20 protein-coding genes and 1 pseudogene are annotated in these 23237 nt (G+C 61.7%); 15 read left to right on the top strand and 6 right to left on the bottom strand.

Annotated features, from left to right (window positions below; translation table 11 throughout):
• Window positions 1-61 precede the first annotated feature (61 nt).
• Window positions 62-1078 carry a polyprenyl synthetase family protein gene (locus tag AC1DPR_RS24850; RefSeq protein ID WP_025661920.1) on the bottom strand — a complete coding sequence of 339 codons (1017 nt, stop codon included), beginning with the start codon at window positions 1076-1078 and terminating at the stop codon, window positions 62-64.
• A 108-nt stretch (window positions 1079-1186) separates the two neighbouring features.
• Here AC1DPR_RS24850 and AC1DPR_RS24845 point away from each other — a divergent pair, with 108 nt between their 5' ends.
• Window positions 1187-1414, top strand: a complete 228-nt coding sequence (locus AC1DPR_RS24845) for a putative signal transducing protein (protein WP_018859327.1) — start codon at window positions 1187-1189, stop codon at window positions 1412-1414.
• A 7-nt stretch (window positions 1415-1421) separates the two neighbouring features.
• Entirely contained in the window at window positions 1422-2198 is a 777-nt protein-coding gene (locus AC1DPR_RS24840; protein WP_113471999.1) for a methyltransferase, read from the top strand.
• On the opposite strand, the gene AC1DPR_RS24835 is transcribed toward AC1DPR_RS24840, so the two are convergent.
• Window positions 2195-3535, bottom strand: a complete 1341-nt coding sequence (locus AC1DPR_RS24835) for an Nramp family divalent metal transporter (protein ID WP_113472000.1) — start codon at window positions 3533-3535, stop codon at window positions 2195-2197. The two genes, AC1DPR_RS24840 and AC1DPR_RS24835, sit on opposite strands and share 4 nt — an antisense overlap.
• A 170-nt stretch (window positions 3536-3705) precedes the next feature.
• Between AC1DPR_RS24835 and AC1DPR_RS24830 the strand changes: the two genes are divergently transcribed.
• The 8 genes from AC1DPR_RS24830 (at window position 3706) to AC1DPR_RS24795 (ending at window position 12031) form a co-directional block, all read left to right on the top strand.
• A complete protein-coding gene (locus AC1DPR_RS24830; protein ID WP_113472001.1) occupies window positions 3706-4566 on the top strand; it encodes a S49 family peptidase in 861 nt (286 codons plus the stop codon).
• 18 nt (window positions 4567-4584) lie between these two features.
• Window positions 4585-4779 (top strand): membrane protein, encoded by a 195-nt coding sequence (locus AC1DPR_RS24825; protein WP_018116661.1) that lies wholly within the window; start codon window positions 4585-4587, stop codon window positions 4777-4779.
• Window positions 4780-4857: 78 nt separating this feature from the next.
• Window positions 4858-5817 carry a glycine--tRNA ligase subunit alpha gene (locus tag AC1DPR_RS24820; RefSeq protein ID WP_018859332.1) on the top strand — a complete coding sequence of 320 codons (960 nt, stop codon included), beginning with the start codon at window positions 4858-4860 and terminating at the stop codon, window positions 5815-5817.
• A 336-nt stretch (window positions 5818-6153) separates the two neighbouring features.
• The gene (locus AC1DPR_RS24815; protein ID WP_113472002.1) at window positions 6154-6705 is read left to right on the top strand and encodes a LemA family protein; all 552 of its coding nucleotides are present in this window, start codon (window positions 6154-6156) and stop codon (window positions 6703-6705) included.
• Between the two features lie 92 nt (window positions 6706-6797).
• Complete coding sequence (gene aroA / locus AC1DPR_RS24810; protein ID WP_113472003.1) at window positions 6798-8057, top strand: 3-phosphoshikimate 1-carboxyvinyltransferase; 1260 nt, start codon at window positions 6798-6800, stop codon at window positions 8055-8057.
• Between the two features lie 41 nt (window positions 8058-8098).
• Window positions 8099-10039 carry a DUF2207 domain-containing protein gene (locus tag AC1DPR_RS24805; protein WP_477817352.1) on the top strand — a complete coding sequence of 647 codons (1941 nt, stop codon included), beginning with the start codon at window positions 8099-8101 and terminating at the stop codon, window positions 10037-10039.
• 152 nt (window positions 10040-10191) lie between these two features.
• Entirely contained in the window at window positions 10192-11463 is a 1272-nt protein-coding gene (gene purD, locus AC1DPR_RS24800) for a phosphoribosylamine--glycine ligase (RefSeq protein ID WP_113472031.1), read from the top strand.
• A 103-nt stretch (window positions 11464-11566) separates the two neighbouring features.
• On the top strand, window positions 11567-12031 hold the full coding sequence (locus AC1DPR_RS24795; RefSeq protein WP_113472032.1) for a plant virulence effector HPE1-like domain-containing protein: 465 nt from the start codon (window positions 11567-11569) through the stop codon (window positions 12029-12031).
• 106 nt (window positions 12032-12137) lie between these two features.
• On the opposite strand, the gene AC1DPR_RS24790 is transcribed toward AC1DPR_RS24795, so the two are convergent.
• Window positions 12138-12362: a hypothetical protein gene (locus AC1DPR_RS24790; protein ID WP_018859338.1), complete on the bottom strand. Its 225-nt coding sequence runs from the start codon at window positions 12360-12362 to the stop codon at window positions 12138-12140.
• 101 nt (window positions 12363-12463) lie between these two features.
• Entirely contained in the window at window positions 12464-13999 is a 1536-nt protein-coding gene (locus AC1DPR_RS24785; RefSeq protein WP_113472033.1) for a winged helix-turn-helix domain-containing protein, read from the bottom strand.
• 298 nt (window positions 14000-14297) lie between these two features.
• On the opposite strand from AC1DPR_RS24785, the pseudogene AC1DPR_RS24780 reads away from it, so the two are divergent.
• A pseudogene (locus AC1DPR_RS24780) lies at window positions 14298-15239 on the top strand (methyl-accepting chemotaxis protein); the annotation flags it as partial.
• A 55-nt stretch (window positions 15240-15294) separates the two neighbouring features.
• Here the strand turns inward: AC1DPR_RS24780 and AC1DPR_RS24775 are convergent.
• Complete coding sequence (locus AC1DPR_RS24775) at window positions 15295-15807, bottom strand: 2-thiouracil desulfurase family protein (RefSeq protein WP_113472034.1); 513 nt, start codon at window positions 15805-15807, stop codon at window positions 15295-15297.
• A gap of 96 nt (window positions 15808-15903) precedes the next feature.
• Between AC1DPR_RS24775 and AC1DPR_RS24770 the strand changes: the two genes are divergently transcribed.
• Window positions 15904-16344, top strand: coding sequence for a YqaA family protein (locus AC1DPR_RS24770; RefSeq protein ID WP_113472035.1), 441 nt, complete (start codon window positions 15904-15906; stop codon window positions 16342-16344).
• 105 nt (window positions 16345-16449) lie between these two features.
• Here AC1DPR_RS24770 and glyS read toward each other — a convergent pair whose 3' ends face one another.
• The gene (gene glyS, locus AC1DPR_RS24765; RefSeq protein WP_113472036.1) at window positions 16450-18627 is read right to left on the bottom strand and encodes a glycine--tRNA ligase subunit beta; all 2178 of its coding nucleotides are present in this window, start codon (window positions 18625-18627) and stop codon (window positions 16450-16452) included.
• A 205-nt stretch (window positions 18628-18832) separates the two neighbouring features.
• Between glyS and AC1DPR_RS24760 the strand changes: the two genes are divergently transcribed.
• From AC1DPR_RS24760 to AC1DPR_RS24750, 3 genes are all read left to right on the top strand, one after another.
• Window positions 18833-21142 carry a Tex family protein gene (locus AC1DPR_RS24760; RefSeq protein ID WP_113472037.1) on the top strand — a complete coding sequence of 770 codons (2310 nt, stop codon included), beginning with the start codon at window positions 18833-18835 and terminating at the stop codon, window positions 21140-21142.
• Window positions 21143-21277: 135 nt separating this feature from the next.
• Complete coding sequence (locus AC1DPR_RS24755) at window positions 21278-22537, top strand: SAM-dependent methyltransferase (RefSeq protein WP_018859345.1); 1260 nt, start codon at window positions 21278-21280, stop codon at window positions 22535-22537.
• A 58-nt stretch (window positions 22538-22595) separates the two neighbouring features.
• On the top strand, window positions 22596-23177 hold the full coding sequence (locus AC1DPR_RS24750) for a histidine phosphatase family protein (RefSeq protein ID WP_018859346.1): 582 nt from the start codon (window positions 22596-22598) through the stop codon (window positions 23175-23177).
• The last annotated feature ends 60 nt before the right edge of the window (window positions 23178-23237 follow it).

The following is a 23237-nucleotide window of genomic DNA, read 5'->3' as shown; positions in this document are numbered from 1 at the left end:
ACAGGATGGCTTTTTTGAAGCGGTCCTGCAATAAAATCAGCCCGCGATCAGTGACCGTCGATTAATTGACGCGCTCGATGCAAAAGTCGATGACTTCCATCAGGGCCGATTTCCATGCCGTGTCGGGAAGGGGCGCAAGCGCATCGCGTGCGATCGTGCCGTAGTGAACCGCCCGGGCGATGGTATCGTTCAGCGTGCCGTACTTGGTAATCAGGCCAAGTGCCTTTTCGAGATGCTGGTCGCTGCTTTCGCCGCCTTCAATGGCCTGACGCCAGAAGGCGCGTTCTTCCTCGGTGCCGCGGCGATAGGCCAGGATCACAGGCAGCGTGATCTTGCCCTCGCGGAAGTCGTCGCCGACATTCTTGCCGAGATCGGCTGCCTTTCCGCCGTAATCCAGCGCGTCGTCGACCAGTTGGAAGGCCAGCCCGAGGTTCATGCCGTAGGACTTCAGCGCGTTGCGGCCGGATTTGCCGGCATCGGCGACGATCGGGCCGACTTCGGCAGCCGCGGCAAACAATGCCGCCGTCTTCGCGCGGATGACGGCGAGGTAGTCGTCCTCAGTTGTTTCCATGTTCTTGGCGACGGAGAGCTGCAGCACTTCGCCTTCCGCGATCACGCAGGCAGCCGAGGAGAGCACGTCGAGCGCTTCGAGCGAGCCGACCTCGACCATCATGCGAAACGCCTGGCCGAGCAGGAAGTCTCCGACGAGCACGCTGGCCTGGTTGCCCCAGATCATGCGAGCCGTGGACTTGCCGCGGCGAAGGTCGCTCTCGTCGACCACATCGTCATGCAGCAGCGTCGCGGTGTGCATGAACTCAACCGATGTCGCAAGCTTGATGTGGTTTTCGCCCTTGTAGCCGAACAGCGCAGCCGAGGCCAAAGTCAGCATCGGGCGCAGACGCTTGCCGCCGGACGAGATGAGATGGTTGGCCACCTCAGGAATCATCTGGACGTCGGAACCGGCCTTGGAGAGAATAAGCTGGTTGACCCGTTGCATGTCCGCCTTGGTCAAATCGACCAGCGGCTTGACGGATGCCAGTTTGTTTTTGCTTTCTTCAAGCGGTATGACCACGCCCAACGACCCGGACTCCTGTTAAATTATTGGGTTCGACAATAGAAAGGGGCGATTGGCGCGGCAAGGGGTGAATTGTCGCGTCGCGCAAATTTGAAAGGGATTTTCCCGCAAATGCATGAACTTATTCGCGCCAATGATCCCGTACTGCTCTCCTTTGCGGAGAGTCTGCTGAAGGATGCGGGGATTCACTGCTTCATCGCCGATCAGGGCATGAGCATTCTGGAAGGGTCACTCGGCATGCTGCCGCGCCGGCTTCTCGTCGATGATGACGAGGCGGATCGGGCGCGCCGCATTCTCGTGGATGCCGGGCTCGGCGACGAACTGCGGATGCCGAAGTGAGCTTTTGATGACGGAAGATGTTGCCGAGACCATAGATGCCTTTCACCGGGGGCTGTTCCATGTGGTGCAGCCGAAGGGCAGGGGGCATCGCTCGGGCATGGATGCAATGCTGCTCGCAGCGCTCGTTGCCGACGATCGTCCGATCAAGGTTGCCGATCTCGGTGCCGGCGCGGGTGCTGCAGGCTTGGCCGTCGCGTCACGGCTGCCGGCCGCGGAAGTCGTGCTCTTCGAGCGCTCGGGCGAGATGGCTGACTATGCGCGCCGCAGCATCCTCCTGCCTGACAATGTGCATGTGGCCGGCCGCGTTTCAGTCGTCGAGGCGGATGTGACGCTAAGGGCGAAGGCGCGAAACGAAGCCGGTCTTGTCGATGAGAGCTTCCATCATGTCATCATGAACCCGCCGTTCAACGATGCAGGCGATCGCCGGACGCCCGATGCCTTGAAGGCGGAGGCGCATGCGATGACGGACGGACTGTTCGCAAGCTGGGTGCGGACGGCCGGGGCGATCATGATCCCCGGCGGACAATTGTCCTTGATTGCGAAGCCGGAATCGATCGCCGAAATCATCGATGCCTGCGGACGCCGTTTCGGCGGCATCGAGGTGACCGCAATCCATCCGCGCGAAGGCGAGAACGCCGTGCGCATCCTCGTCACGGCGATAAAAGGATCGCGCGCGCGGCTTTCGCTGCGCGCGCCACTCATCATGCACGAGGAGGGGACGCATAAATTCTCCCCCTTCGTGGACGATCTCAACAATGGCCGGGCGGCCTATGCCAGGCGCTAGCCGGTCACGAAGTCAATCAGCAGCTTGACGTTCAGGCCGGCAATCAGGATCGCGATCACATAGGCGATGGCGCTCAGCCAGCGCGGGGCGACCAGCGCACCCATCTTCGCCTTGCTGGCGGTAAACATCACCAGCGGGAAGACGGCGAAGGAGAGCTGGAGGCTGAGCACGACCTGCGTCAGGATCAGCAGTTCCGCCGTCCCTTGGTCGCCATACCAGATCGTGACGAAGGCGGCCGGAATGATGGCGATCGCGCGGGTGATGAGGCGGCGAACCCATGGCTGAAGCCGGATCTTCAAGAAGCCTTCCATGACGATCTGGCCGGCAAGGGTTGCTGTCACCGTCGAATTCAGGCCGCAGCAGAGCAAGGCGATGCCGAAGAGCGTTGGCGCGATTGCCAGGCCGAGCAGCGGCGAGAGTAGCGCAGATGCTTCGCCCAGTTCCACGACGTCCGTCTTGCCGTTGGCGTGGAAGGCGGCTGCTGCAAGGATCAGGATCGATGCGTTGATCAGCAGCGCAAAGCACAACGCTATGGTCGAGTCGATCGTGGCGTAGGTCAGCGCCTCGCGCTTCTCCGGCACCGAATGGCCGTAAGCGCGGGTCTGGACGATGCCGGAATGCAGATAGAGATTGTGCGGCATCACCGTGGCGCCGAGAATGCCGAGCGCGAGGTAGAGCATCTCGGGGTTGGAGACGATCTCGGTCGTCGGGAAGAAGCCCCGGATCACGGCGCCCCATTCCGGATCGGCAAGGAAGATTTGCACCCCGAAGCACACCGCAATGATACCGAGCAGAGCGATCACGAAGGCTTCCACCCAGCGGAAGCCGATCTTCTGCAGATAGAGAATGAGGAATACGTCGAGCGACGTGATAAGCACACCGAGCTCGAGTGGGATTCCGAAAAGCAGATTGAGGCCGATCGCCGTGCCGATCACTTCGGCAATGTCGGTGGCGATGATGGCGACTTCGGCAAAGGCCCAAAGCGGCACGGAAACATATTTCGGGAAGGCGTCGCGGCAGGCCTGGGCGAGGTCGCGACCGGAACCGATGGCAAGGCGCGCACAGAGCGACTGCAAAACGATCGCCATCAGGTTGGACAGCAGAGCAACGGTCAGCAGCGCATAGCCGAACTTCGATCCACCGGCGAGCGAGGTTGCCCAGTTGCCGGGGTCCATATAGCCGACGGCCACCATGTAGCCGGGTCCGAGGAACGCAGCGATCCGTCGCCAACGTGTGCCATGCTTGTGCGTCTGGACGGAACGGTAGACATCGGAAAGCGATGCCTCTTCGCGCTCGTGTCGCCAGCCGGTCTTTGCGTTCGGATTTACGATGTCCATGCAGTGTCCGCCTACTATCAATGCGGCCAGTATGTCCGATTAGAATGATAATGCAAGTCATTCGCAACAAGAATTCTGAACTGGCAGATGTTTTCTGCGCCGGCCATTGCGTTTGTCGCGCCGTTGCATACATGGAAGACGTTCGCTGATCTTGTCGCAAAGGATGGAAAATGGCCGGATTTTTGAAGAGGTTGCTGCCGAAGCGGTTCCGCAAGGAAGGCGTGGTCATTCCCGTCGTTCGACTTCACGGTCCGATCATGAGCGGCGGAAGCCAGTTCCGGCCGACCCTCAATCTCGCCGCAACTTCACAGGTCCTGGAAAAGGCTTTCAGCTTCAAGGATGCGCCGGCGGTCGCCATCTCGCTTAATTCACCCGGCGGCTCCCCGGTCCAGTCGCGGCTCGTCTTCGCGCGCATTCGCGATCTTGCGCGTGAAAAGCAGAAGAAGGTTCTCGTCTTCGTCGAGGATGTTGCGGCATCCGGCGGTTACATGATCGCTCTTGCTGGCGACGAAATTATTGCCGACCCCACCTCCATCGTCGGCTCGATCGGTGTCGTCTCCGGCGGCTTCGGCTTTCCCGAACTCTTAAAGAAGATCGGCGTAGAGCGTCGCGTCTACACGGCGGGGGAAAACAAGGTAATCCTTGATCCGTTCCAGCCCGAGAAGGAAAAGGACATCGAATACCTGAAGACGCTGCAGCTGGAGATTCATCAGGTCTTCATCTCCATGGTTCGTGAACGCCGCGCCGGAAAGCTGAAGAGCGACGAAGTGGTCTTCTCCGGACTTTTCTGGACCGGCACGCGTGGTCTCGAACTCGGCCTCATCGACGGGCTCGGCGACATGCGGCAGGAGCTGAAGCGTCGCTATGGGGCGAAGACCAAGCTCGAGCTGGTGATGCCCGCGCGCGGCCTTTTCGGAAGGCGCATTCCGGGTATATCGTCAGCCAACTTGGAAGGCGCCGGAGCTGGCCTTGCGACCGGACTTGTCGAGGCCGCCGAGGAGAAGGCATTGTGGAGCCGCTACGGGCTCTGAGGATAAAAGGCTGGCATTATGCCGCAACTGATAATCATCATCGTGCTGGTGGTCGGAGCCTGGCTTCTCTACCGCCGCTTCGTTGCCGATGCACAGCGGCTCGCCGAGCGATCCCGGCGTGCCGAGAAGGAGCGCCAGACGGGCGCCATCGGCACGCTGGTCAAGGATCCGGTCACCGGCGAATATCATCTGAAGAAGGACGAGGACGAGTAGGGCCGCAAAAGCCTTGACCCGTCTGGCGCGGCGTGGCACCTCTCCGCGCACTTTTTGTACGAATTCGGAAGCCGTTCCATGTCTGCAGCAATTCCCGACCACATGAACCCGAAGCGCTCGTTCCAGGCGCTGATCCTCACGCTCCATAACTATTGGGCGGACAAGGGTTGTGCGGTGCTGCAGCCTTACGACATGGAGGTCGGTGCCGGCACGTTCCACCCGGCAACGACGCTGCGCGCGCTCGGCCCCAAGCCGTGGAAGGCCGCCTATGTGCAGCCGTCGCGCCGCCCGTCGGACGGCCGCTACGGCGAGAACCCGAACCGTCTGCAGCACTATTATCAGTACCAGGTCATCCTGAAGCCGAATCCGTCGAACCTGCAGGAGCTCTATCTCGGCTCGCTGGCTGCGATCGGCCTCGATCCGCTGCTGCACGACATCCGTTTTGTCGAGGACGACTGGGAAAGCCCGACGCTCGGTGCCTGGGGTCTCGGCTGGGAATGCTGGTGCGATGGCATGGAAGTGTCGCAGTTTACTTATTTCCAGCAGGTCTGCGGTATCGAATGCTCGCCCGTCTCGGGCGAGTTGACCTATGGTCTCGAGCGTCTGGCGATGTATGTGCAGGGCGTCGACAACGTGTACGACCTGAACTTCAACGGCCGCGAAGGCGACGAGAAGATCAGCTACGGCGATGTCTTCCTACAGGCCGAACAGGAATATTCACGCCACAATTTCGAATACGCCAATACGGAAATGCTGCATCGCCACTTCATCGATGCCGAAAAGGAATGCCAGGCGCTTCTCGCCGCCGGCGCTCCTGGCGACAGCGATAATCAGAAGCTGCACAAGTGCGTCTTCCCAGCTTACGATCAGTGCATCAAGGCGTCACACGTTTTCAATCTGCTGGATGCGCGCGGCGTCATCTCGGTTACCGAGCGTCAGAGCTACATCCTGCGTGTGCGGACGCTGGCGAAGGCCTGCGGTGAGGCCTTCCTGCAGACGGATGCGGGTGGGGTGAACTTGGCGAAAACCGCCGCTTGAAGAGCGGCAGTCAGCGGCGCTCGTCGCTTCTGATCTCGACGCGGCGTTCCACCGGACGAGCCTTGCTGGACGAAAAAAGTACGTTGCGATGGCCAGTATGTTGAGCAGGAAAATAAACGCGCTCATGGTCTGAATGATCCTTGCCGCAGTTTGCGTATGCACGCTAGTTCAACGTGCAGAGTGAAAATAAGGCTTCGGCCGGTGCGACGGTATCGTGATTTTTCACTACCCCCCGTCCAGTGATTGCCCCGAAAGAGGGCCGGAAAGCGGGATGACAATCTGCGGTAACCCGCATAGTCTCCGGGCATACTTTCGGTCGTTGCGGGGGATTCGCGAATGTATGTAATTCTTGGCCTTATTGTTCTGGTCGCGCTCTATGCCGTCTTTGTCTACAACGGCCTTGTTCGCGCGCGGCAGATGGCCGAGGAAGCCTGGTCCGGTATCGATGTGCAGCTGAAGCGCCGCGCCGACCTGATCCCGAACCTGATCGAGACGGTCAAGGGCTATGCCGCCCACGAGAAGACGACACTCGAAGAGGTCGTTGCCCTCCGCAATAAGGCGCAATCGGTTCCGACGGGCGACGTCGCCGGTCGCGCTCAGGCAGAAGGCCTGCTCGGCCAGGCGCTTGGACGTCTGCTGGCACTCGCCGAAGCCTATCCCGACCTGAAGGCAAACGAGAATTTCCGCGAGTTGCAGACCTCGCTGGAGACGATGGAAAGCGAAATCCAGATGGCCCGCCGTTATTACAATGGCGCCGCCCGTGATCTGAATGTCAAGGTCGAAAGCTTCCCCTCCAACCTTGTCGCTGGCCAGTTCGGGTTCCAGAAGCGGGACTATTTCGAGATCACCAACGAAGCGGATCGCGCCGTTCCGACCGTAAAGTTCTGATATCCGCCATTTGCCTTTGCGTAAAAACTGCTATGAGCAGGGCATGATCGTGGCCTGATGTGGCCCTCGCGCAAAGACGGAAAAGACAGGCAATGAGTAAAGACAAGCTCACCATCATCCCGCCGGACAAGCCGCTGACAGGTCGCGCCGTCCCGCCCGGCTCGAAATCGATCACCAACCGCGCGCTGCTCCTGGCAGGTCTCGCGAAGGGCACGAGCCGCCTGACCGGCGCTTTGAAGAGCGACGACACGCGCTATATGGCCGACGCTCTCCGCGCCATGGGTGTCATCATCGAAGAGCCGGATGATACGAGCTTTGTCGTCACGGGCAGCGGCAAGCTGCTGCCGCCGCAGGTGCCGCTTTTCCTCGGCAACGCCGGAACGGCGACGCGCTTCCTCACGGCCGCTGCCGCCCTGGTGGATGGCACCGTCGTCATCGACGGCGACCAGCACATGCGCAAGCGCCCGATCGGTCCGCTGGTCGATGCACTGCGTTCGCTCGGCATCGACGCGTCGACCGAAACCGGCTGCCCGCCGGTCACCGTCAAGGGCACTGGCCGTTTTGAGGCGAGCCGCATCCAGATCGATGGCGGCCTGTCGAGCCAATATGTCTCGGCGCTGCTGATGATGGCTGCTGGCGGCGACAGGGCGGTGACGATCGAACTGCTAGGCGAGGACATCGGCGCGCTCGGCTACATCGATCTGACCACAGCGGCGATGCGCACCTTCGGCGCCAAGGTCGAGAAGACGAGCGCGGTGACCTGGCGCGTCGAGCCGACCGGCTACGCGGCAGCTGATTTCGTGGTCGAGCCCGACGCCTCTGCCGCGACCTACCTCTGGGCTGCGGAGGTGCTGACATCAGGCAAGATCGACCTCGGCGTTGCAAACGGCGCGTTCACGCAGCCGGACGCGAAGGCCTATGACCTGATCGCCCAGTTCCCGCATCTTCCCGCGGTTATCGACGGCTCGCAGATGCAGGATGCGGTTCCGACCCTTGCTGTGCTCGCCGCCTTCAATGAGACGCCGGTCCGCTTCGTCGGCATCGCCAATCTGCGCGTCAAGGAATGCGATCGCATCCGCGCCGTCTCGACCGGCCTGACGCAGATCCGCCCGGGTCTCGCTTACGAGGAAGGCGACGATCTGATTGTCCAGTCCGATCCCTCGCTCGCCGGACAGCGTCTGCCTGCCAAGATCGATACCTTCGCCGACCACCGCATCGCCATGAGCTTTGCGCTCGCCGGTCTGAAGATCGCGGGCATAACGATCCTTGATCCGGACTGCGTCGGCAAGACCTTCCCGGCCTATTGGCGGACACTGGCCGGGCTTGGCGTGACTTATGCCGATGAGAGCTGACATTATCTGACGCGGCCAGGACGCCGCAGGCGAGGGGTATGATGATCCGACGGCTTTCCGGCCTTTGCTTCGTTCTGTTTCTGATGCTTGCGGCGCGTGGCGCCATCGCTGCGGAGGTGATCAACGCCTTCGCGTCAAACATTGCGCTGGAGAAGAGCGGCGCGATGACCGTGACGGAGACGATATCAGTTACCGCCGAAGGCAACCGCATTCGGCGTGGCATCTTCCGCGATTTTCCGCTGACTTATCAGGATGAAAAGGGCCGCCTCCGCCGAGTCGATTTCGACGTCATCGCGGTCAAGCGCGATGGCCGCGACGAGCCCTGGCACACCGAATCCATCGGCGGCGGCATCCGCATCTATGCCGGCTCGGAAGACGTTACCGTGAGCTATGGCCGGCACGAGTATGTCTTCACCTACCGCACCAATCGCCAGATCCGCTACTTCGACGATCACGACGAACTCTACTGGAACGTAACCGGCAATGGTTGGATCTTCCCGATCCTGATGGCGACGGCGACGGTGAACCTTCCAGATGGCGTCAGCTCGATCGATACTGCTTTCTTCACCGGCCCGCAGGGCGCGACGGACAGGAATGCAAAGATTTCAGGCGGCGGAAGTCGACTGTTGTTTTCGACGACCCGGGCGCTGAACGCAGGCGAAGGGCTGACGATCGCAGTCAAGATGCCGAAGGGCTCGATCAATCCGCCGAGCGCTGACGATGAGCGGCGCTGGTGGCTCAGCGACAACCGCGATTACTTCCTCGGCTTTGGCGGTCTCATTCTGGTCTTCCTCTATTACACGCGCTCCTGGCTGAAGGTCGGCCGTGACCCGGCGCGTGGCGTGCTGGTGCCGCGCTGGGATCCGCCTGATGGAATCTCGCCGGCGCTGGTGAACTACATCGACAATCGCGGCTTCTCCGGGCAGGGCTGGACGGCGCTGTCGGCAACGGCCCTCAATCTCGCGGTGCGCGGCTTTGTCGTGCTGGAGGACCTCAAGAACGCGATCGTCATCCGCCGCACCGACAAGCCGGTCGGCAAGGAGAAGCTGGAAGCAGGGGAAGCCAGCCTGCTTAACGCAGTCGGAGCCAAGGGCTCGCTGACGATCGATGAAGCGAACGGAACGAAGGTGAAATCGGTCGGCGACAGCTTCCGCGCAGCTATCGAGCGCGAGCACCGCGGCAAGTACTACAACGCGAATGCTGGCTACACGACCGGCGGCATAGCGCTCAGCGCGGCTTCATTGGTGGCCCTCTTCGTCTTCGGAACGCTTGAACCCGATGCGATCGCCCTGATGATCATTCCGATTGGCGTCGTCGTCTTCATCTCGGTGTTCGTCGCTGGCTTCGCCAAGTCGTTCCGCCCCGGCAGATCGCTCGGCGCGAAGATCATGTCGGTGATCGCGATCGCCATTGCTGTCTTCATCGGCTTCAGCATCGTTTCGTCGCTGGCTTTGGCGCTGTTCTCGTCGCTGGTCGAGTTGCATGAGACGCCGATGCTGTTTGCGATCGGCGGCATCATTCTCCTGAACCTGCTCTACGTCTTCATCATGGGTGCGCCGACCCCGCTCGGTGCCAAGCTGATGGATGGCATCGACGGTCTCCGCCAGTACATGACGCTGGCCGAGAAGGACCGCATGAACATGGCTGGGGCGCCTGAGATGTCGCCCCAGCATTTCGAGAAGCTCTTGCCCTATGCCGTGGCGCTTGGCGTCGAAAAGCCCTGGTCGCGCGCGTTTGAAACATGGCTTGCTGCTGCGGCGGCGGGTGCCGCTGCAGCGGCCTATGCTCCCTCCTGGTATTCGGGTAATTTTGGCAGCGGCAATTTCTCCGATCGCATCGGCGGCTTTTCTTCGTCGATGGCCTCGACGATCGCCTCCACCATTCCGGCACCGCCATCAAGTTCGTCCTCCGGCTTTTCCGGCGGCTCGTCCTCCGGCTTTTCCGGCGGCGGCGGTGGTGGTGGCGGCGGCGGCGGCTGGTAAGGCGTCCTGCTCAATCATTCCTGCTTGAGCCCCCGGCAAGCGACTGTGCTTGACGTAGCAAGTATTCCTGCTTGACCCCGGGGCAAGCATTCCTGCTTGACCTTTCGGCGCTCTCCCCTTAACCGCCAGACGGAAACGTGAAAGGGACGGGCATGAAGGTTCTGTTGATCGGATCGGGCGGACGCGAGCACGCATTGGCCTGGAAGCTGGCGCAATCGCCTCTCATGACGGAATTCTACGCCGCGCCCGGCAATCCCGGCATTGCCGACCACGCGACCCTGGTTGCCGTCAATGTCGACGATCATGATGCCATCCTTGCCTTCTGCAAGGACAAGGCGATCGACTTCGTCGTGGTTGGCCCGGAAGCGCCGCTCGTCGCCGGCATTGCTGACAAGCTGCGCGCCGTAGGCTTTGCAGTCTTCGGCCCATCGGCAGCGGCAGCCCAGCTCGAGGGTTCGAAGGGCTTCACCAAGGATATCTGCGCCCGCTACGACATTCCGACCGGCGCCTATCAGCGCTTCAACAACCCGCCGAAGGCGAAGGCCTATATTCGCCAGCAGGGCGCCCCGATCGTCGTCAAGGCGGATGGCCTTGCTGCCGGCAAGGGTGTGACTGTTGCCATGACCGTTGATGAGGCGCTTGCTGCCGTCGACGATTGCTTCGAGGGTGCCTTCGGTGCCGCTGGCGCCGAGGTCGTTATCGAAGCCTATCTCGATGGCGAGGAAGCGAGCTTCTTCTGCCTTTGCGACGGCAAGCATGTCCTGCCGCTCGCAACCGCCCAGGACCACAAGCGGGTGGGCGAGGGCGACACCGGCCCGAACACCGGCGGTATGGGCGCCTATTCGCCTGCTCCCGTCATGACCGCCGAGATGGTCGAGCGCACGATGAAGGAAATCATCGAGCCGACCATGCGCGGCATGGCCGAAAGCGGCTATCCCTTCTCCGGCGTCTTCTTCGCCGGCCTGATGATCACCGCCAAGGGCCCCGAGCTTATCGAGTACAATGTCCGCTTTGGCGATCCCGAGTGCCAGGTGCTGATGATGCGTCTGAAGAGCGATCTTCTGCCGCTTCTCCACGCCACCGCCACCGGGACGCTCGATCAGGTGTCCGCCGAATGGACGGATGATCCGGCCCTGACGGTCGTCATGGCATCGGAGGGCTATCCGGGCTCCTACGACAAGGACACGCCGATCCGCCATATCCCGGAAGCGGGCGAGGGCGCCAAGGTGTTTCATGCCGGCACAGCGCTCAAGGACGGAGCGCTGGTCGCAACGGGTGGCCGCGTGCTGAACGTCACCGCCACAGGGAAGACGGTTGGCGAGGCGCAGACGCGTGCCTATGCGCTCCTCGACAAGGTCGATTGGGACAATGGCTTCTGCCGCCGCGACATCGGTTGGCGCGCGATCGACCGCGAAAAAGCGTGAGCAAACCCGAAATCGGGTCAGTTCTCTAAATTTTTACCCTTTCCCCTGACGGGATGGAAACAAAGCCACGCTAGTCTCTTCTCAACGTGAGACGGAGTGTTCCATGCGTCAGGTCATCTTGGGTGCGATAGCTGTGTTTACGGCAGGGTCTGCCTGTGCCTCCTCGATTGAGGTCGTGGGCAAGGACGCGCGCACCAATGGCGGGAGCATCAGCCAGGAAAGCTGCCAAACCTGCCCGCCGCTTGAAAAGGTCGAGCGCAGGAAGGACTACACCGTACCGACGCTGGCACCTGGCGCGCTGCAATCCTCGGAAGTTCGCGACGTCAACGGTGAGATGAAGCTCTATCGTACCGAAGGCTGGATGGGCGGCTCGCCCGTCGTTTTTGTAACCAAGGCGCCAGCCGAACCAATGACAGCCGCCACGCAGCCGGCCGACAACATCGACCGCGCCTCGACGACGGCTGCAGTCATCGGTGGCGACGTCAAGCCGGTCGCGGCAGGCGTGACAGGCGTGCCGAAGGAACAAAAGGCGCCGCTCGACGTTTTCAACTTTGAACTTCGACCCTGATTTCCAGTTCCCTGCCCCAGCCTGACCAAAGTTTCGGTCGTCCGGGGTCCACCCCGCGGTGGATAAAATGCGTCCCTGAGAGAAGCAGGGACGCATTTTTTTATTTCTAGTGAGCTTTGCCGAACGGGGAGTTGCCAAAGTTCGGCGCAAGCAGGCGCGCAAGTGCGTGCAATCCAGTCGAAACATCCAGCCAACGCAAATGGTGTTTGGTGCCTTGGCTATCAGCAACGGCAGCGGCAGCTTCAGCAGCCGTCAGCTCGGGAACCGGCTCCGGCGGAGGGGAGTAGATGCGTCCCTGATCGAGGGAAAGGATGGTCAGCGTCGTAATCATGGCCGTCTCCCACTTGCGGTTTTGCTGTGGGAAGCAGTCTCTGCCGGTTGCGGCCTTCCGGTCCTGAAAGGCCCAAGGAAAAGTTCCGAAACGATCCGAAACTAGCGCTCAGGGACACCTGCCAACCTCAACCCGTCGAGGAGGGCAGCAATGCGATCCGGATATTTGCCGGGTTGGCCGACGCGGATGCGCTCGACGGTTATATCAGGCGTCAGTCGTCTCAACGCCGCTAGGTGGCGATGGGCTTCCTCCATGCGGCCGAGATGCGCACTCGCAGCAATGAGCAACCATAGCGTTGGCTCGAAATTCGGATTGCTGGCCAGCGCTCTCGAAGCCCAGGCCACCGCCTGCTCGTATTCTTCGAGGATCACGTGGGTATGCGCGATGCCGCAATGCGAGAAATGCGCGCCGCGGTCACCTGGGGTCAAGCGGTTGGCCCTGTGGAAGTGGCTGAGTGCGTCGTTGACGTTGCCGCAATGAAGATGCCCGATGCCGGCCCTGACAACGACCATCGGGTTGTTGGGATTGGATTCGGCGGCCGCCTGCAGAACTGCAGGACCCCAATCGTAGTCCTTCACCGTCTGCATCAGGGCGACGCCGCAATGAGCCATGACCATGGCGTCGCCGGCGCAGTGCTCCAGCGCCCGCCGCGCCAGTGCGCCGCAGGTTTGCACGTCGTCCTCGGTGAGCGACGGCCAACCCATCGTGTAGCGATGCTCGAGCGCCCATGCCGCATGGGCAAGCAACTGCGCATTGTCAGGCTCGACGGCCAGCCCTTGCATGAGAAGCGCATAGGCGGCAGCGTTATCGCTTTCGATTTCGGTCGAGATCTTGGCCAGCGCCTGCAGGTAGATGTCGTAGGTGGCTACGCTTCCGGGCCTTTCACGTCGTGACCGCTCGATCTCGGCCGTCTGGATCAGCGGTTCGATCAGCGTTGCGACGCGCTCGGTGATGCGATCCTGAAAGTCGAATATCTCGTCCAGCGTCCCGTCGAAGGTCTGCGCCCACATATGCGTGCCGCCTTGACCCTCGACGAGTTCGGCGACAATGCGCAAGCGGTTGCCCTGCTGCCGGATGCTGCCTTCAAGCACGTAGCTGACACCGAGTTCCGCCGCGATCTTGCGCACATCCATCCCGCTGCCCTTGTAGGCAAAGGAGCAGTCCCGGCCGACGACGGCAAAGCTTCGGAACCGGCTGAGGGCTGCAATAATGTCGTCGACGATCCCATCGGCAAAGTAGTCCTGGTTTGGATCGCCGCTAAGATTGCTGAAGGGGAGGACAGCTAGGGTCGGCTTCAACTCCGGGGCTGGAGCAGCGGCTTTCGTTTCAATGTTCGCGCGGATGAAGCGGTAACCGACACGCGGCACCGTCGCAATCCATTCCTGCCCATCGGGTGTAAGACCGAGCACTTTGCGAAGCGCCGCCACCTGGACAGTCAGGTTGCTTTCCTCGACTGCGGTTCCGGGCCAAACGCGCTCCATCAGCGCATCCTTGGAAACAACATTGCCGCGGGCTTCAAGTAACACTTCAAGAAGAGCCGCGCCGCGTTGGCCAAGCGCGACCGCCCGCCCATTCCGCAGCAAGCCGCAGCCGGGATCGAGAACGAATTCACCGAAGGCATGCGAAGCCTCAGCCATGCAGCAAGTATAGCGCAACCGCCAGAGTCGGAAAACTGTACGGCGTGCCTTGCGACACCACTTCAACTTAAGGGCGCGCAGATGAATCAAACTTGCCGCACACTGCAAGATTGCACTGATTATATTTGATAATCCTTTGAGCGCCCGCACTTGGCAATTGTTAATTCATTCACTCTAACTCTAACAACCAAAGCCGGAAGACGCATGATTGTCGTCGCCACGCGTGGTCAACGCAGAGGTCGGGAGTTCATCGATCCGGGATTGCAGCCAGCGCCTGCAGCGCGAGGAAACGGTCGCTCAGAACCATGTTGTCTCGACCATCGGCCAGGCGCTGGAGCTGATCGCCCGAGGTGACCTGACGGTCCGTTGCGCCGATCTAGGCCAGAAGTACGCAGCTCTTCGCGACAACTTCAACGATGCGCTTGCGCATCTCGAAGCTGCCATGGCCAAGGTCAGCGCCAAGGGCGGCGACATTGCCGTCAGCAAGGAAGAGATCCGTCGCGCCTCAAACGATCTGTTGCAGCGCACAGAGCGTCAGGCCGCGAGCCTCGAAGAAACCTCCGCAGCGCTCGATGAACTGACCGTCGCCGTCCGCCAGACCGCCGAAGGCGCCCATGAAGCCAGCAAGCGTGTCGAGGCCGTCAGCGGCGAGGCGAGCCGTAGCGATGCCGTCGTCTCCGAAGCGATCGAAGCGATGAGCGGTATCGAGAAGTCGTCTGCCGAGATCGGCAAGATCATCGGCGTCATCGACTACATTGCTTTCCAGACGAACCTGCTGGCTCTGAACGCCGGCGTCGAAGCCGCCCGTGCCGGCGAATCCGGCAAGGGCTTCGCGGTCGTCGCTCAGGAAGTGCGCGAGCTGGCACAGCGCTCGGCTGCGGCTGCCAAGGAGATCAAGGATCAGATCGCCTGCTCGTCCGGCCAGGTCGATCAGGGCGTCCGTCTGGTCGGCGAAGCCGGCGAGGCGCTGAAGCGTATCTCTGACCAGATCAAGGCCGCCAACGAGATCGTTGCGAAGTTCGCCCACAGCGCCTCCGAGCAGGATACCACGCTGCGGTCGATCTCGTCCTCGATGAACCAGCTCGACGCTGCGACGCAGCAGAACGCCGCGATGGCCGAGGAAACCACTGCGTCGGCCGAGTCGCTGGCAAGCGACACCGACGAGCTTCTGAACCTCATCCGCGGTTTCCGCGTTGGTGACAGCCAGGATTACAGCGCGCAGGTTCGCCGGGCCGCCTGAGGTTCGGGCGCCAAGCAAGAAAACGGTCGTCGGGCGTTCCGACGGCCGTTTTGAATTAAGGGGAGTCGGCCGTCGCGGCCTCGTCGGCAGTAAGCCCTGCGACAAGTTCCTCAATTTCGCGATCGGAGTAGACGGCAATGCCAGCCTGCTTCAGAAGCGCGGCCGTCACGCCATTTGCTGCGAGCTTCTGCCCGGAAAACGTGCCGTCATAGACAAAGCCCGAGCCGCAGGAGGGGCTGCCATCGATCAGCAGCGCATAACGGCAGCCTGTTTCGATCGCGAGCGCCAGTGCATTCTCGGCAGCCCGCTTGAACTCGCCCGTCACATCGCCGCCGCTGACCTCGACGACGCGCGCACGGCCGGAGAGGACATCCTCGCCCGTGGCTGCGCCTTCAATTTCGGCGGGCGGACGCGGCACCGGCATTCCGGCGGACATCTCGGGACAGACTGTCACCAGCCGGCCTTCCTCGATCCAGCGCGCGATCGCGGGATGGGCGAGCGGCTTCGACTGGCCGTCATAACGGACGGCATGGCCCATGAGACAGGCGCTGACGAGGATCTTGTTCATGACTTTGGCATAACGCCAAGGACGTGATAGTTCCAGTCCGCCGTAAGACTTGATGAAGGGATGCAGGGTGCAGCTAAGCATTGGCGCGGACAAGCCATGACCGATCTTGCGGTTTATGCCGCGCTGTTCCTGGCGGCTTTTGCGGCTGCCACGATATTCCCGATGCAGTCGGAAGCCGGCCTCGTCGCGCTCATCCTGGCGAAGCAGCATCCGGTCGTTGCGCTGATCGCGGTGGCGACAATAGGCAACGTCATTGGCTCGGCCGTCAACTGGCTGCTCGGCGTCGGCATTGAACGATTTCGCGACAAGCACTGGTTTCCCGTCCGCCAGCCTGCGCTCGACAAGGCGCAAAGCTGGTATCGGCGCTATGGCAAGTGGTCGCTGCTTCTGAGCTGGATGCCTGTTATCGGCGATCCCATCACCATCGTCGCCGGTGTGCTGCGCGAACCGCTTCCGATGTTCCTGCTGCTTGTGACCATTGCCAAGGCCGCGCGTTATGCGGTTCTCTCGGCGGCTACAATCGGAGTTGCTGGCTGACGGAAATCAGAGATTTCCATCCTTGAATCAAAATCTGAGCAAGGATGGAAATCTGCAGCAAATGTCGGATGTTAAGGCGTCATCCGCACGCCGCATCTGATGCGCTTAACCCGAGATCTTCGAGAAGTCGGCGACCGTGCCGGTTGCCTCGCGGATCAGGCGAAGCAGGGAAAGGCGATTGGCGCGGATTGCAGCGTCTTCGTCATTGACCAACACGTCGTCGAAGAAGCGGTCGACCGGAGCACGCAGCCTGGAGAGCGCTTCCATCGCCGAGCGGAAGTCTTCCTTGTCGACGGCCGCAGAGGCTTCTGCGGAAGCGGTGGTGATGGCGGCAAAGAGCTGCTTCTCGGCGTCGAGTCGGAAGAGATTTTCGGAGACGCCGTCGGCGATCACCGTGCCCTTCTTTTCCTCGGCAGCCAGGATCTGCGTGGCACGCTTGGTGCCGACCAGGAGGTTCTTGCCATCCTCGGACGTGATGAAGGCCGTTAGTGCCTCGACACGGCGGGCGATCATCAAGAGGTCGTCGGCCTCCGGCGTCAGCACGGAATCGATGAGATCGTAGCGCGCGCCCTGATCGCGCAGATAGACCTTCAGGCGGTCATGGAAGAAGGAGAGGAGGTCGAACTGGCGTGACAGGTCGTTGTCGTCAACAGTCTTGCCTATATCCGTATCGATGCGGCCCATGTGGCTGGTGATGCGCGGCAGCAGCGTCAGGCGCACACTCCGCTCGAGAAGGATGCGGATGACGCCAAGGGCAGCCCGGCGCAGTGCAAACGGATCCTTCGAACCGGTCGGCTTTTCGTCCACAGCCCAGAAGCCGATCAGCGTGTCGAGTTTGTCGGCAAGCGCCACTGTGATCGCGACCTTGTCCTGTGGCAGCTGGTCGGACGGGCCTTGCGGCTTGTAGTGCTCCTCGATCGCGGTCGCGACAACGGCATCCTCGCCCTGAAGGGCGGCATACTTGCGCCCCATGACGCCCTGCAGTTCCGGAAACTCGCCGACAGCCTCGGTGCGCAGATCGGCCTTGGCAAGCACCACGGCCCTGTCGACCAGCTTGTAATCGGCACCGACCGGGAAAGCGACCTTTGCGGCCATGGCGCGGATGCGCTCCACGCGCTCACCCTGTGTACCCAGCTTGGCGTGGAACGTCACATCAAGCGCATCGAGCTTCGCCATGCGCTGGTCGAGCGGCTTCTTGAGGTCGAGGTCGAATTTCTTTGCCGAAGCCTCCAGTGTCTCCAGATCAGGCAGATCGCCCTGGTCGCGCTTCCAGAAGTGCAGCGCGTCGGACAGGCGCGCGCGCACGACCTTGCCGTTGCCGTGGATGATTTCCTTGCCGCCGTCCCTGGCTTCGATGTTCGAGACGAGGATGAACTTGTTCGACAGCGTGTCGCCGCCAACAGGGCGCGTCACGAAACACTTCTGGTTCGTCTTGATCGTCAGGCGGATGATCTCCGCCGGAATCGAGAGGTAGTCTTCCTCGAAGCTGCCCAACAGGACCTGCGGCAATTCGACGAGGCCCGAGACCTCTTCGAGCAGGCCTTCGTCCTCGACCAGTTCCAGTCCGTTTGCAAAGGCGACATCGCGGGCATCATGCAGGATGATGTCCTTGCGGCGTTCGCCATCGAGGATCACCTTGGCCTTTTCGAGGTTCGCGATGTAATCGCCGAAACGCTTGACGGTGATGGCGCCGGGCGCATGGAAACGATGGCCGTAGGTCACGTTGGAGGCGACGATGCCGTCGATCGAGAACGGAATGACGACGGTCTCTTCATGCTCGGTGCCGAACGTGCAGACGATCGATTGCAACGGCCGGACCCAGCGCAGCGAGCCCGGCTGAGCGGAAGCCGCGCCCCAGCGCATCGGCTTCGGCCAGGGGAAATCGCGAATGATGCCGGGCATGACATCGCTGATGATCTCTTCAGCGGTGCGACCGGGCTTGGAGATGATGGCGATGTAGAAGTCGCCCTTCTTCGGGTCGCTCTGGATCTGCGCCTCGGAAACGGAAGACAGACCGGCGCCGCGCAGGAAGCCTTCGATCGCCTTCTCGTTGGCGTCGGTGCGGGGACCCTTCTTCTCTTCGCGCACATCGGCGGAGCGCGCCGTCAGGCCGCGGATATCGAGCGTCAGCCGGCGTGGGGTCCAGTATTCGCGCGCACCCTCGTAGGAAAGTCCTGCTTCGACAAGCGCATCGGTCACGAGCTTCTTCAGGTCGCCGGCAGCCTTGCGCTGCAGGCGGGCCGGGATCTCTTCGGAGCGGAGTTCTAGGAGCAGATCTGGCATGTCACTTTCCTTGCCTTCTCTGGGGAAGGCGCCACAAAGGCGGGGCTAAAAACGGTCGCCTCTGCTAGCAAAGAATGCCGCATCTGCACAACCGCAAAAACGGCCGCTGGCCGTGCTATGTTGCTGTGGATAGGGACGTCGGGCATTGCCTTGCCGTTTTTCGCCGCTATGGTCCCGCAACTTTTGTGAAAACGCAGGAATTCTCATGGCCGCTGACCTCCGCTCGCTCGCCGCTGTCATCTCCTCCGAAATCAACGCCCGGCCGGACCAGGCCAAGGCGGCGATCGAGCTGCTGGACGAGGGGGCGACCGTGCCCTTCATCGCCCGCTACCGCAAGGAAGTAACGGGCGGGCTGGACGATACGCAGCTGCGCAACCTTGCGGAGCGACTGGTCTACCTGCGCGAACTGGAAGCGCGGCGCGATACGATCGTCGAGTCCATCAACGGCCAGGGAAAGATGACCGACGAACTGCTTGGCAAGATCGCCGGTGCCGCCACCAAGGCCGAGCTTGAAGATCTCTATCTCCCCTACAAGCCGAAGCGTCGCACCCGCGCCGAGATCGCCCGCGAGCGTGGCCTCGGGCCTCTGGCGGAGGCGATCCTGGCTGATCGCTCGAAGGAGCCTGCGACGCTGGCGGAGGGCTACATCACCGCCGATGTGCCGGATGTGAAGACGGCACTCGAAGGCGCGCGCGACATCGTCGCCGAAGGCATCGCCGAAAATGCCGATCTGCTTGGCAAGTTGCGCGCCCATATGCGCAGCGCTGCCCTGCTGAAGGCCAAGGTGGTCGATGGCAAACAGGCCGCTGGCGAGAAGTTCTCCGACTACTTCGACCATTCCGAGCGCTGGGCGACCGCCCCCGGTCACCGCGCGCTAGCCATGCTTCGCGGCTGGAACGAAGAAGTGCTGACGCTGACCATCGAGGCCGATGCCGAGACCGTCTCTCCCAACAAGCCGGTCGAGCGCATGATCGCCGCCGCCTACGAGATCGGCGCGAGCCGTCCCGGCGACCGCTGGCTGATGGACGTCGCAAGCTGGACCTGGCGCGTCAAGCTCTCCATGTCGCTGTCGCTCGACCTGATGCGCGAACTTCGCGAACGTGCCGAGGAAGAGGCGATCCACGTCTTCGCCCGCAACCTCAAGGATCTGCTGCTGGCAGCGCCAGCCGGTTCGCGCCCGACCATGGGCCTTGATCCGGGCATCCGCACCGGTGTCAAAGTCGCCGTCACCGACGCCACCGGTAAGGTCGTGGCGACCTCGACCGTCTATCCCTTCCAGCCGCGGAACGACGTGCGCGGTGCGCAGCTCGAACTGGCATCGCTGATCCGCAAGCACAATGTCGAACTGATTTCGATCGGCAACGGCACCGGCAGCCGCGAGACGGAAAAGCTGGTGGCAGACATGCTGGCCGATCTGCCGGCGCCGAAGCCGACCAAGGTGATCGTCTCTGAAGCTGGCGCGTCGGTTTATTCCGCCTCGGAGACCGCCGCCCTCGAGTTCCCCAACCTCGACGTCTCGCTGCGCGGCGCCGTTTCCATCGCCCGCCGCCTGCAGGATCCGCTGGCCGAACTCGTCAAGATCGAGCCGAAGTCGATCGGCGTCGGGCAGTACCAGCACGATGTCGATCAGCAGAAGCTGTCGCGCTCGCTCGATGCCGTCGTCGAAGACGCGGTGAATGCCGTCGGCGTCGATCTTAACACCGCTTCCGCGCCGCTGCTCTCCCGTGTCTCCGGCCTGGGCGCCTCGATTGCCGACGCGATCGTCAAGCATCGAGACAGCGAAGGTCGCTTCGAGACCCGCCGTGACCTGTTGAAGGTCGCCCGCCTCGGCCAGCGTACCTTCGAGCAATGCGCCGGCTTCCTGCGCATTCGCGATGGCAAGGAGCCGCTCGATGCCTCCTCAGTCCACCCAGAAGCCTATGGCGTCGCCAAGAAGATCGTCTCCGCCTGCGGCCGCGACCTGCGTTCGCTGATGGGCGACACCGCCGTGCTGAAGGCCGTCGATCCGCGTCAGTTCATCGATGAGAAATTCGGCCTGCCGACGGTGAAGGACATCCTGGCCGAGTTGGAAAAGCCCGGCCGCGACCCGCGCCCGAGCTTCAAGACAGCAACCTTCGCCGAAGGCGTTCATGAGATCTCGGACCTCACGCCGGGCATGATGCTGGAAGGCACCGTGACCAATGTCGCGGCCTTCGGGGCTTTCGTCGACATTGGCGTCCATCAGGACGGTTTGGTGCACGTTTCGCAGCTCGCCGATCGCTTCGTCAAAGATCCTCACGAAGTTGTGAAAGCTGGCGACGTCGTAAAAGTTCGCGTCGTCGAGGTCGATGCCAAGCGTAAGCGCATCGGCCTGTCGATGAGAAAGGACGATGGTTCGCAGACCTCCGCTCCGCGTGGCGAGCCACGTGGAAATCAGCCGGTTCGCGGCCAGAATGACCGGCGGTCGGCTTCGCCAAAGCAGGAAAGCCAAGGTGCGTTTGGAGCTGCACTGGCTGAGGCCATGAAGCGAAAATAAGCGCTTAGCAACCAAATTTGCAAAAATGTCACACTTCGGCGACCATGTTGCCGAGGTGCGAATTACGGCGCTTGTAAGGCGGATGAGAGATACTAAGTTGATCGGATCATCCTGTCACATTGCGAGGCCTTACTTATGGCGTCGGCTTTCTTATCGATTGTCCAAAAAATCATCCGTAAGGGTAATCTGAGACTCACTCTCGCCAATGGCGAGACGCATGCGGTCGGTGATGGCACAGGCGAACTCGTTGTCGCCCGCGTTGCCGATGAAGAGGCGGAACAGCTGATCCGCCGCGATCCCACCCTAAAGCTAGGCGAAATGTACATGGAAGGCCGGTTCATTCTCGAACAGGGCAACATCTACGATTTCCTGGCGATGGTGAAGAAGAACACCACCAACGAGATCTTCGATATCCCGATGGCGGCTCTCCTGATCGGACGCATCGCCCTGCAGCAGCTGAAGAGCCGCATGCCGATCAACCGCAACAGGCGAAACGTTGCCCACCACTACGACCTGTCCGAAAAGCTCTTTGAACTCTTCCTGGACGAGGATTGGCAATACTCCTGCGCCTACTACAACCCACCCGGCATCAGCCTGGAGGAGGCGCAGGTCGCCAAGAAGCGGCACATTGCCGCGAAGCTTCTGCTCGAACCGAACCAGCGTGTCCTGGAGATCGGCTCCGGCTGGGGCGGCATGGGCATGTACCTGGTGGAATCCACGCCGGGACTGGAGCTCACCGGCATCACGCTCAGCAAGGAGCAGCTGAAGATCTCGCGGGAGCGAGCTCAGAAGCGTGGTCTTGGCGATCGCGCGCGCTTCGAACTGCAGGACTACCGCACGATGACGGGCAGGAAATTTGACCGCATCGTATCGGTCGGCATGTTCGAGCATGTCGGCATCGGCAATTTCGGCAAGTTCTTCAAGAAAGTGCATGAATTCCTAGACGATGACGGCGTCATGGTGTTGCACTCGATCGCACGTCCGAAGCCAAGCTTTGCGACCAATGCCTTCATCGAGAAGTACATTTTCCCGCAGGGCTATATCCCATCGATCGGTGAGACCATACCTTTTATCGAAAAGGCGGGACTGCTCGTCCGCGATGTCGAAGTTCTGCCGCTGCACTATGCCTACACACTGCGTCACTGGCGTGAACGCTTCGTGGCGCGCAGGGCCGAGGCGGTTGCGCTTTATGACGAGCAGTTCTTCCGCATGTGGGAATTCTACCTTGCGGGGTCGGAAATGGGCTTCCGCTGGGACGAACTTTTCATCATGCAGATCCAGATTTCCAAGAACCAGTATTCCACCCCCGATAACCGCGACTACATTGCCGAGAACGAGGCGAAGCTGAAAGAGTTCGAGGCGACGCGCACGCCGCTCGAAAAAGTCATTCTCTGATCCAGATCAAAAGGCGCGGCAAAGGCCGCGCCGTCTTTAAATTCGGAGCTTGATGACAATGGCAAGCACCCTTCCGGAAATCCATCTCGTGCGTCACGGCGAAACCGAGTGGAGTTTGTCTGGGCGGCACACCGGTCGCAGTGACATTCCGCTCACGGCAAAAGGCGAGGCCGCAGCACGTGACGTCGGTTCGCGCCTTGCGGGTAGAGGTTTTGCGGCCGTGTGGTCGAGCCCGTCGCAGCGCGCGCGCGACACCTGCGAACTCTCGGGCTTTGGCGCCGGCGCGATCGTCAAGGATGACTTGGCGGAATGGGACTACGGCGCCTACGAGGGTATCACCACCAAGGAAATCCACGCGAGTCGACCCGGTTGGCAGCTGTTTCGCGACGGCTGCCCCAAGGGCGAGGCGGCGGGCGATGTCGGCGGGCGAGCAGATCGGATCATATCGGAGTTGCGGCTGGCCAATGCCCCGATCCTGATCTTTTCCAGCTCGCACTTCCTGCGCGTCCTTGGCGCGCGCTGGCTCGGATTGCCGCCGACCGATGGCGCGCGCTTCATCCTCGACACGGCAAGCATCAGCGTTCTCGGCTACGAGCACGACCTGACGGAGCCGGTGATCAGGCGGTGGAACCAGCGCTGAAAGGTCGCCCCGGCGGCCGTGAATTGACCTTGACCCGCGCCTCGACGGCTCGCTAGATGG

The organism is Rhizobium sp. 01T417, assembly GCF_056398905.1.
This window is presented reverse-complemented; position numbering and strand designations above follow the sequence as displayed.

Excerpts from the sequence above, each read along its gene's own strand:
- AC1DPR_RS24845 (WP_018859327.1), top strand. The coding sequence starts at position 1,187 with ATGCATGAACTTATTCGCGCCAATGATCCCGTACTGCTCTCCTTTGCG.
- AC1DPR_RS24840 (WP_113471999.1), top strand. The coding sequence starts at position 1,422 with ATGACGGAAGATGTTGCCGAGACCATAGATGCCTTTCACCGGGGGCTG.
- AC1DPR_RS24835 (WP_113472000.1), bottom strand. The coding sequence starts at position 3,535 with ATGGACATCGTAAATCCGAACGCAAAGACCGGCTGGCGACACGAGCGC.
- AC1DPR_RS24830 (WP_113472001.1), top strand. The coding sequence starts at position 3,706 with ATGGCCGGATTTTTGAAGAGGTTGCTGCCGAAGCGGTTCCGCAAGGAA.
- AC1DPR_RS24825 (WP_018116661.1), top strand. The coding sequence starts at position 4,585 with ATGCCGCAACTGATAATCATCATCGTGCTGGTGGTCGGAGCCTGGCTT.
- AC1DPR_RS24820 (WP_018859332.1), top strand. The coding sequence starts at position 4,858 with ATGTCTGCAGCAATTCCCGACCACATGAACCCGAAGCGCTCGTTCCAG.
- AC1DPR_RS24815 (WP_113472002.1), top strand. The coding sequence starts at position 6,154 with ATGTATGTAATTCTTGGCCTTATTGTTCTGGTCGCGCTCTATGCCGTC.
- aroA (WP_113472003.1), top strand. The coding sequence starts at position 6,798 with ATGAGTAAAGACAAGCTCACCATCATCCCGCCGGACAAGCCGCTGACA.
- AC1DPR_RS24805 (WP_477817352.1), top strand. The coding sequence starts at position 8,099 with ATGATCCGACGGCTTTCCGGCCTTTGCTTCGTTCTGTTTCTGATGCTT.
- purD (WP_113472031.1), top strand. The coding sequence starts at position 10,192 with ATGAAGGTTCTGTTGATCGGATCGGGCGGACGCGAGCACGCATTGGCC.
- AC1DPR_RS24795 (WP_113472032.1), top strand. The coding sequence starts at position 11,567 with ATGCGTCAGGTCATCTTGGGTGCGATAGCTGTGTTTACGGCAGGGTCT.
- AC1DPR_RS24790 (WP_018859338.1), bottom strand. The coding sequence starts at position 12,362 with ATGATTACGACGCTGACCATCCTTTCCCTCGATCAGGGACGCATCTAC.
- AC1DPR_RS24785 (WP_113472033.1), bottom strand. The coding sequence starts at position 13,999 with ATGGCTGAGGCTTCGCATGCCTTCGGTGAATTCGTTCTCGATCCCGGC.
- AC1DPR_RS24775 (WP_113472034.1), bottom strand. The coding sequence starts at position 15,807 with ATGAACAAGATCCTCGTCAGCGCCTGTCTCATGGGCCATGCCGTCCGT.
- AC1DPR_RS24770 (WP_113472035.1), top strand. The coding sequence starts at position 15,904 with ATGACCGATCTTGCGGTTTATGCCGCGCTGTTCCTGGCGGCTTTTGCG.
- glyS (WP_113472036.1), bottom strand. The coding sequence starts at position 18,627 with ATGCCAGATCTGCTCCTAGAACTCCGCTCCGAAGAGATCCCGGCCCGC.
- AC1DPR_RS24760 (WP_113472037.1), top strand. The coding sequence starts at position 18,833 with ATGGCCGCTGACCTCCGCTCGCTCGCCGCTGTCATCTCCTCCGAAATC.
- AC1DPR_RS24755 (WP_018859345.1), top strand. The coding sequence starts at position 21,278 with ATGGCGTCGGCTTTCTTATCGATTGTCCAAAAAATCATCCGTAAGGGT.
- AC1DPR_RS24750 (WP_018859346.1), top strand. The coding sequence starts at position 22,596 with ATGGCAAGCACCCTTCCGGAAATCCATCTCGTGCGTCACGGCGAAACC.